Origin of the sequence: Mesorhizobium sp. M7A.F.Ca.CA.004.04.2.1 (genome assembly GCF_004022825.1) — a bacterium.
Lineage (GTDB): Bacteria > Pseudomonadota > Alphaproteobacteria > Rhizobiales > Rhizobiaceae > Mesorhizobium.
In genome coordinates this window covers 1-8,070 of the sequence record NZ_RZPH01000174.1, presented here as the reverse complement: position 1 = coordinate 8,070, position 8,070 = coordinate 1, and the positions used below count along the sequence as shown (strand labels likewise).

The following is an 8,070-nucleotide window of genomic DNA, read 5'->3' as shown; positions in this document are numbered from 1 at the left end:
GAAGGCAGCGGTTCCCGCATCGTCCACAGGCCAAAGGGTTAGCAACGAGCGCTTCGCACCGGCAATGTTGATTGCCGTCGGCAGGCCGCGCAAACCGCCGACGAATGTCTCCTGGCCACGGGCCGTCTCGCAGGCGGAGAGCACAAGCAGGTCGAGGTTCGACAAATCCCACATCATCAGCTCCATGCCATAGAGCCGGCCGTCATCATCATCGCGCTTCATCGATTGCCGGTTTCCCGACCGGGACAGCACGACCTCACTCTGCCACAGCGCATTCACGGCACCGACGCCGCCCTCTTTCTCGTCGCGGTAGGCACCATGTGTGGCCAGATGCGCGACCGTGGCCTGCTCGATGTCCTTGCGCAGCGCCCGTTCGCCGGCAGCCGTTCCGGTAAGGGTCTCGACCGAATAATGATCGCCGCGCAGGATCGAGGCGATCGCGTCGACCTCCTTGCGGGTACCCGGTAGCGGCTCGGCACCCTTCTCCGCACCCCGTGCGTAATCCAGGCCGCCGGCCAGCAAGGCCTTGCCGGACTTGGGAAAACTCTGATCGATGCCTGCGTTCAACAGCGATTCCGGCCGGGTCAGCATGCGCACCAGGAAGCGATCATCGAGCGACGCGCCCTTGCTGTCCTGCAGCAAGGGGAATGGCACCGAAAACAGCTTGCCGTCCGGCACCACGAAAAGCGTGTCGGCGCCGCCAAGCGACGGCTCCAGAGGTGCGATCAGACCGGCGTAAAGCCCTGTGAATGTCGCGTTCAGATCGACCAGGGTCACAGCGCCACGCTCCTGCGCGGAGCGGGTCGACCTGAGGTTTGCCATGCGGGTTTCCCGGGCGGCTGGGATGAGCCGGCGCGGATCGCCGAGGTCATAGAGCGACGGCTGCTGGTCCTTGCGCGTGACGATCGCGTAGAGCCGTTCGTCTTCCAGCGGATCGGCGCTCTCGCGGTCCGCCCGCCACTTGCGAGTGATGAAATAATCGATCAGCGCCTCGTTGGGCTGCAGCAGCGTGTTTGCGGATGGCAGTGGCTTGTCCACCACGCTTTGGTCGAATCTGTACTTCGTCGTAACTCTCGTGATCGCCTTTTCGTACGCCGCCTGAGCCTGGTCGGGCTGTACCGCACCTGGATCGTCGGCACTGTCGCCACTGGAAGCAGCCTCCTGGTAGGCCAGGGACAGCCGTATCCCGGCCTGGATCAAATGCCGTGTCTCCATATCGTTCGGATCGATCAAACGCGACAGTCTGCGCAACTGATCCCGTTTGTCGTTTTCGAGTGTCGGCCAGCGACGCACCGCTTCAGCGAATGCCGGCACTGCCGATGCGTTGTTTTTTGCCAGCCGCGCATAGTCGTAGAGCATGTCATCGGCCAAGGCGCGGCTGGCTTCAGCGACGACCGGGTTGGCGGCCGTGCTCACCTGGAACCAATTCCAACGCAACATGTCATCGTTGAGAGCCGCAAAATCGGTGGCTGCAGCCTCGGGATTCGACTTCGCCTTGAGGTTGGCCATGGCCTGCCGCGCGGCAAAGGTCAGCGGGTGCACCGAGCCGTATGTCGATCCGGCGATGCTATAGGCCCGATCGAGTTGGTTCATGCTGTTTTCGGTATCGCCCATCGCGGCGAAATGCGCGGCGAGCAGGTTGGCGATCTTGATTGCCAATATCTCGGGATAACTCGCGTCGTTGGTCAGCGGCAGCAAGCGTGCGAGCGTCGGCGCGTCGAGCGGCTGTGCACCGGAAAGAGCCCTGGTGTAAAGCAGCCAGGCATCGGCCTGCTCAATCAGATTGCCTTCCTGCTTGAGGAGGACAGCGATATCCCGGTCCTGCTGGAAATAGCGCAAGGCCTCGTCGTACTTGGCGAGGTCGAGATAGTCCTGAGCCGTGTTGTTGGCGCTAACCAGAACGTTGAAGTGATTTGGCCCGTAGTAGCCGATACGTTTCTCGAGCACATTCAGGTCGTACTGTAAGGCGCGTGTCGGTGCCCCGATCTGACGCAGCATGTCGGCCAGATTGTTCTGCAGCTTCCAGGTGAAGCGATCGTCCTGGCCAAGCACCCGCTCCGCAATCTCCAGATTGCGCTGGTCAACGTTGATCGCCGCAGCGATTTGACCGAATGCAGCGATCCCTGTCGCCAGCACATCGTTGGCATACATGAGTTCCAGGGATTCCGTGCCTTGGTAGTGGGCGTAGAGATTGGTTGCCGTAGCGCACATGGAAACGAAGCCCTGATAGTCTTTCTCGGCCTGTTTCAGCATTGCGTAATTGAGATAGAAATCGGCACGCTTCGCGACATCCTGCTGCATCGCCCTGGTTTTCAGGCCTTCGGCGAAAATCTCCTCGGCGTTGTCGAGGATCTGGTTGTTGAGGAACGTCGCGCCGGCGTTCGAGTAGCTCTCCACGGTGAACTCGTAGAGGTCGCTCCTGGCCGCATCGAGCAGCGCTGCCCGCAACTGCGCATAACCATCGTCGAAGCGCCCGACCTCCATCATCAGCTTGTAGGCCGCATCGATCCGAACTTTCAGCGCCTCTTCACTGCCTGCTGGAGTCTGCTGACCGGCTTGGCCCGGCGTCTGAGCTTGCGCCGTCGGCAAGGGCGGCGCCACGACCGACGTGGCCAGGACAGATGCAACGACCTGCATCAGGCCTAGCGATTTTCGGACTATGGACATGACAGCGTTCATGCGGATCGGTCTGATGCGAAAAACTCTAGGATGCGGTCGTATCATGATCCGGATTTTGTCCGAAATCCCACCGCGTTTCCTCAAGTCCAATCCGCCTGAACGGATCGATCACGGTTCCCGCCACCATCGAGGCGAGGAATTGCGGCGCCGGCGGGATTTTTGCCACCGTCGCCACCAGCCTGTCGCGGAGGAAGGGCAGCGCCACCGAATCCGACTGGTAGAACGGCGTGAATGCCAGCGACAGCGCCTGGAAGACGCGGACATGCCAGCGCCGCGCCCTCGCATAGGCCTCCAGCGCTGCCTCGACGTTTGACGCCCGCGCCAGCGCATTGCTGAGCGCCGCGGCATCGAGCAGCGCCATGTTCGCCCCTTGCCCGAGTTGCGGACTGGTGGAATGCGCCGCATCGCCGATGACGGCCAATCGCCTACCGGCCGGAAGCTTCATCGTGTGGTGGCCGTAGCGGGCCAGCGAGAGCTGGTCGAAACTGTCGATCTGGCTGGTGAACGCCTCGCTCTGCGGCCACAGCCGGACCACCCTTTCCTTCCAGGCGTTCAGGCCGCGAACGCGCACCTCATCGGCATCCGACGGCTTCAGGCTCCAGAAGAAGGCCGCCATCTTTTCAGCGCCCGGCTCCGGTCGGCCGATCGGCAGCACGCCGATCATCACGCTCGCTTTGTCGTAGCGTTGCAGCAGCGCGTGCTCGTCGAAACCATCGCCACGCCAGCCGAGCGAGGCCCAGAACGCACCATAGGTGAGTGGCCGCGGCTCGCCTGGAGCGCTTTCGCGGCGCAGTTTCGAGCGCGAACCGCTGGCGTCGACGACCAGATCGAATGGCCCTGCCCTCCGCCCGTTGCCACAGATCAGCGTCGCCCGTTCGCCGGTCTCCAGGGCCTCGATCTCGACGCCGGTCTCGATGGCGATCGCCTCGCTCTGCGCGGCGCGGAAAAGCACACCGAACAAAGCCGCCCGGTGCACCGCCAGCCCGAAGCGGCCACCGCGTTGCGCATCGTAGCGGACATCGAGCACCGTGCGGCCAGTGGAAGCATCGGCGCCATGCAGGCGGTCTATGCGGCTGCCCAGCGCCAGTATGTCGTCGAGCAGGCCAAGACCGGCCAGTACCGTCAGCCCTGTCGGCTGAAGAATCAGCCCGGAGCCGACCGGCTTCGGCTCATCGAAGCGCTCGAACACGGTGACCCGATGCCCGGCACGCCTGAGATAGAGCGCCACGGCCAGTCCCGCCGGCCCGGCGCCTGCAATTGCGATATCATAGGAAATGCCAGTGCCCCCAAAGCCGGATTGGCCGGGACAATCCTTCAGCGGCGGGACGAAATCAAGCCGTCACCAACGGCTTTGCGCCGCTGGTCAGCCTTGGGCGGCGTCAAAATCGGCGCGTGCGCCGCGCACCGCATCATGATTGAGCTCGGCCCACAGGATCAGCTGATGCAAGGCGCCGAACATCGAATGCCCGAGATCGGTCAGGCTGTACTCGACGCTCGGCGGCTTGGTCGGGAACACCTCGCGATGCACATAGCCGTCGCGCTGCAAATCGTAGAGCGTCTGCGTCAGCATGCGCTGTGAAATGTCCGGCACCAGCCGCCGCAACTCGCCGAAGCGATAGGGCTGCTCGGCCAAAGCCATCATCAGCAGCGAGCTCCATTTGCCGCTCACGCCCTGGATGACCTCGCGGACCGGACAATTGGCGAAGTTGCCGCCGCCGGAGACCGCCTTGTAGACCTCCAACTTCGATCTCAGATTGACGATCTTGCTGTCCACCGCTGGTTCCCTGCGCGTGCCTACCTCCCGAAAAACTGCCTTCTTTACGGCTCTGGGTCAATTCCTATTTTAGTGCTGGTCTCTTTTTGAGACTGCCCCTCGAACCGCCTTAGCGGCGCAATGTCAGGATCTTCCATGACCCAAACCCTTCTCGTCACCGGCGCTTCCGGCCAGCTCGGCCGCAGCGTCATCAACCACCTGCTGGACACGTTCAAGGTCCCCGCGGGCCGGATCATCGCCACCACCCGCAATCCGGAAAACCTTGCCGAGTTGGCGGCGCGAGGCGTCATCACAAGGGCGGCTGACTTCGACGACACACTATCGTTGGAGGCTGCTTTCAAGGGCGCCGACAGGGTGCTGATCATCTCGACCGGCGAGATCGACCTGCTACACGGCAAGCGCCTGAGGCAGCACCAGAACGCGGTTGCCGCCGCTAAAAAGGCCGGTGTTTCCCACCTTCTCTACACCTCGATGCCCAACCCGGAACCGGTTTCGCCGGTGCTGTTTGCCAATGATCACTACGGCACCGAGCAGGCGATCAAAGCGAGCGGCATCCCCTACACGATCTTCCGCAACGGCTGGTACCAGGAGAACCTGTTCATGGCCCTGCCGCACGCGATCGCTTCGGGAAAATGGTACACGTCCGCCGGCGAGGGCCGCGTTGCACCTGGTGCGCGCGACGACATGGCAGCAGCGATCGCCGCCGGTCTCGCTGCCGTTTCGAACGAAAGCAAGACCTACACCTTGACCGGCCCGCAGGCCTACACCACGGCTGAGATTGCCGCCCTGGTAAGCGAGGTCACCGGCAAGCCGCTCGATGTCGTCCAGGTTTCGGATGAAGCCTTGACCGAAGGCGTGAAGGCATCAGGCGTTCCCGAGGATTTCGCTGAGGTCATCGTGTCCTTCGACGCCAACACGCGCGCCGGCCGTATCGCCATGGTGACCGACGCAATCGAGTCGCTTTCGGGCAGGACGCCAAAGACGTTGAAGCAATTCCTCGAGGCGAACAAGGTCGCCCTGGCCGGTTGAAGCGGAGTGACATGGACTGTGCCGTGAGGCACAGTCCATTCGCCGATCCGGCATGCCCCTAGATCGCCACCTGCGTGCCGATCTCCACCACGCGCCCGGTCGGGATCTGAAAGTACTCCGTCGCGTCGGCCGCAGTGCGGGCCAGGCCGATGAACAGCCGGTCCTGCCACACCGGCATGCCGGAATTGGGCGAGGCCTTGAGCGAACGCCGCGACAGGAAGAACGAGGTCGTCATGATGTCGAACTTCCAGCCCTGCTTGCGGCAGATCGCCAGTGCGCGCGGGATGTTGGGCTGCTCCATGTAGCCGAAGGTCAGCGTCACCCGCATGAACAGCTCGTTGACCGTCTCCATCTTGACCCGGTCGCTGTCGGGCACCACCGGCTGCGGCGCGGTCACCACCGAAAGGATGACGTTCTGCTCATGCAGCACCTTGTAGTGCTTCAGGCTGTGCATCAGCGCGGTTGGCGCGCTTAGCGGATCGCTGGTGAGGAAGACGGCGGTGCCGGAGACCAGCTGCGGCTTCTTCTTCAACAAATTGCCGGCAAGGAAATCGAGCGGGATCTCGTTGCGGCGGGTCTTGTCGAACAGATAGCGGCTGCCGCGCACCCAGGTCCACATGGCCAGCACGACGGTGAAGGCCACGGCCAGCGAGGCCCAGCCGCCCTCGAACACCTTGACGATGTTGGAGGCAAAGAAGCCGACATCGATGAAGCCGAACAGCGCCGTAAGCGAGATTGCCACCCACAGCCGCCATTTCCAGATGCGCGTCATGACGACATAGAGCAGCACCGTCGTCACCAGCATGTTGCCGGTCACCGAAATACCGTAGGCCGACGCCAGCCTGCTGGACTCGCCGAAGCCGACCACCAGCATCATCACCACCAGCGCCAGCAGAAGATTGACGCGCGGCATGTAGATCTGGCCGGACTGTTTCTCCGACGTGTGCAGGATTTCGAGCCGCGGCAGCATGTTGAGCTGCACCGCCTGCCTGGTCAGCGAGAACGCGCCTGATATCACCGCCTGGCTGGCGATGACCGTGGCGGCGGTCGCCAGCACGACCATCGGGATCAGCGTCCAGCCTTCGTTCATCTCGAAGAACGGATGGCCGACGACGCCATTCTTGGCCAGCACGAAGGCACCCTGCCCGGCATAATTGAGCAGCAGGCAGGGAAACACGATCGCCAGCCAGGCCAGCACGATCGGCTTGCGGCCGAAATGGCCGAGATCGGCATAGAGCGCTTCGGCGCCGGTCACGGCGAGAAAGATGGCGCCGATGGTCACGAAGGCGACATCGGGCGAATTGATCAGGAAGGCGACGATATAGTGCGGGCTCACCGCCCACAGGATTTCCGGATCGGCGATGATGTGGTTGAGGCCGGAAAGGCCGATGGCCAGGAACCATACCGCGGTCACCGGGCCGAACACCAATCCCACCCCGCCCGTGCCAAAGCGCTGCACCGCGAACACCATGGCAAGGATGACCAATGTCAGCGGCACGACATAGGGCTGGAAGGTCGGCGTGACGACATTCATGCCCTCGACCGCCGACAGCACCGAAATCGCCGGTGTGATGACGGCGTCACCGAAGAAAAGCGATGCCCCGACGATGCCGATAGCGAGCATCAATGCTGAACGCTTGGGGAAACTGCCGCGCGCCAGCGCCATCAGCGACAGCACGCCGCCCTCGCCGCGGTTGTCGGCGCGCAGCACGAACATGATGTATTTGATGGTGACGATGATCGTCAGCGACCAGATGATCAGCGACAGCACGCCGAGAATATCGCCGCGCTGGGCGACATTGCCGCCCGAGGACGCCACCAGCGCCTCGCGAAAGGCGTAGATCGGGCTGGTGCCGATATCCCCATAGACGACACCGAGCGCGCCCAGCATCAGAACCTTGGTGCTGTGCTGTTCGACTTCCGAATGGCTCGATTGTTCGACGGGTTCTGCCTCACTACCAGTGTTGGTAAGGGCCATGGACGACACTCCGATAAGCGCGCGGTGCTCTACGCTTGCTGCGATGCAATATCAAGTGCCGTCGCGTAATGGCTGCCATGCCTGCCGCGCCAGGCTGCCCATCGCTACCATCCGCAGGCCTTGAGGAACCGACCCACCGTGCCGGCCATGCCATACTCCAACGCGTCGGCTGTCAACCCATGTCCGATCGACACTTCGGCCAATGCCGGAATGCGCTTGACCAGCGCCGGCAGATTGCCAACCACGAGATCGTGCCCGGCATTGACCTGCAGCCCGGCGGCAAGCGCCGCGTCAGCGGTTTTTCCCAATCTTTCCAGCTCTTTGGCCGCTTTGGCGGAATCTGTGTGATAGCTGCCATATGGACCAGTATAGAGCTCGATGCGATCGGCACCGGTGTCACGTGCGGCCGCCACCCAATCGGGATCAGGGTCGGAAAACAGCGACACGCGAAAGCCCCCTTTTTTCAAGCGTTTGACGATCGGTGTAAGGAACGCGGCCTGGGTGGCGAAGTTCCAGCCATGGTCCGATGTCGCCTGGGCCGGATCGTCCGGCACCAAAGTCACCTGTTCAGGCTGATGCTTTTCCACAAGCAACAGGAAATCCTCGGTCG

6 protein-coding genes are annotated in these 8,070 nt (G+C 62.7%); 1 reads left to right on the top strand and 5 read right to left on the bottom strand.

The window, feature by feature from the left end; all coding sequences use genetic code 11:
* From EN893_RS10695 to EN893_RS10685, 3 genes are all read right to left on the bottom strand, one after another.
* A partial coding sequence (locus EN893_RS10695) for a CHAT domain-containing tetratricopeptide repeat protein (protein ID WP_164900793.1) occupies positions 1-2,667 on the bottom strand: 2,667 nt, incomplete at its 3' end.
* 37 nt (positions 2,668-2,704) lie between these two features.
* Complete coding sequence (locus tag EN893_RS10690) at positions 2,705-3,907, bottom strand: NAD(P)/FAD-dependent oxidoreductase (protein ID WP_236382982.1); 1,203 nt, start codon at positions 3,905-3,907, stop codon at positions 2,705-2,707.
* Between the two features lie 135 nt (positions 3,908-4,042).
* A complete protein-coding gene (locus EN893_RS10685; protein WP_127269397.1) occupies positions 4,043-4,453 on the bottom strand; it encodes a helix-turn-helix domain-containing protein in 411 nt (136 codons plus the stop codon).
* 135 nt (positions 4,454-4,588) lie between these two features.
* Here EN893_RS10685 and EN893_RS10680 point away from each other — a divergent pair, with 135 nt between their 5' ends.
* On the top strand, positions 4,589-5,482 hold the full coding sequence (locus EN893_RS10680) for an SDR family oxidoreductase (RefSeq protein WP_127269396.1): 894 nt from the start codon (positions 4,589-4,591) through the stop codon (positions 5,480-5,482).
* Positions 5,483-5,540: 58 nt separating this feature from the next.
* On the opposite strand, the gene EN893_RS10675 is transcribed toward EN893_RS10680, so the two are convergent.
* Positions 5,541-7,460 carry a potassium transporter Kup gene (locus EN893_RS10675; RefSeq protein ID WP_127272417.1) on the bottom strand — a complete coding sequence of 640 codons (1,920 nt, stop codon included), beginning with the start codon at positions 7,458-7,460 and terminating at the stop codon, positions 5,541-5,543.
* A 104-nt stretch (positions 7,461-7,564) separates the two neighbouring features.
* Positions 7,565-8,070, bottom strand: a 506-nt coding sequence (locus EN893_RS10670; protein ID WP_128361528.1) for a pyridoxine 5'-phosphate synthase, incomplete at its 5' end; no start/stop codon positions are given.

Excerpts from the sequence above, each read along its gene's own strand:
- EN893_RS10675 (WP_127272417.1), bottom strand. The coding sequence starts at position 7,460 with ATGGCCCTTACCAACACTGGTAGTGAGGCAGAACCCGTCGAACAATCG.
- EN893_RS10680 (WP_127269396.1), top strand. The coding sequence starts at position 4,589 with ATGACCCAAACCCTTCTCGTCACCGGCGCTTCCGGCCAGCTCGGCCGC.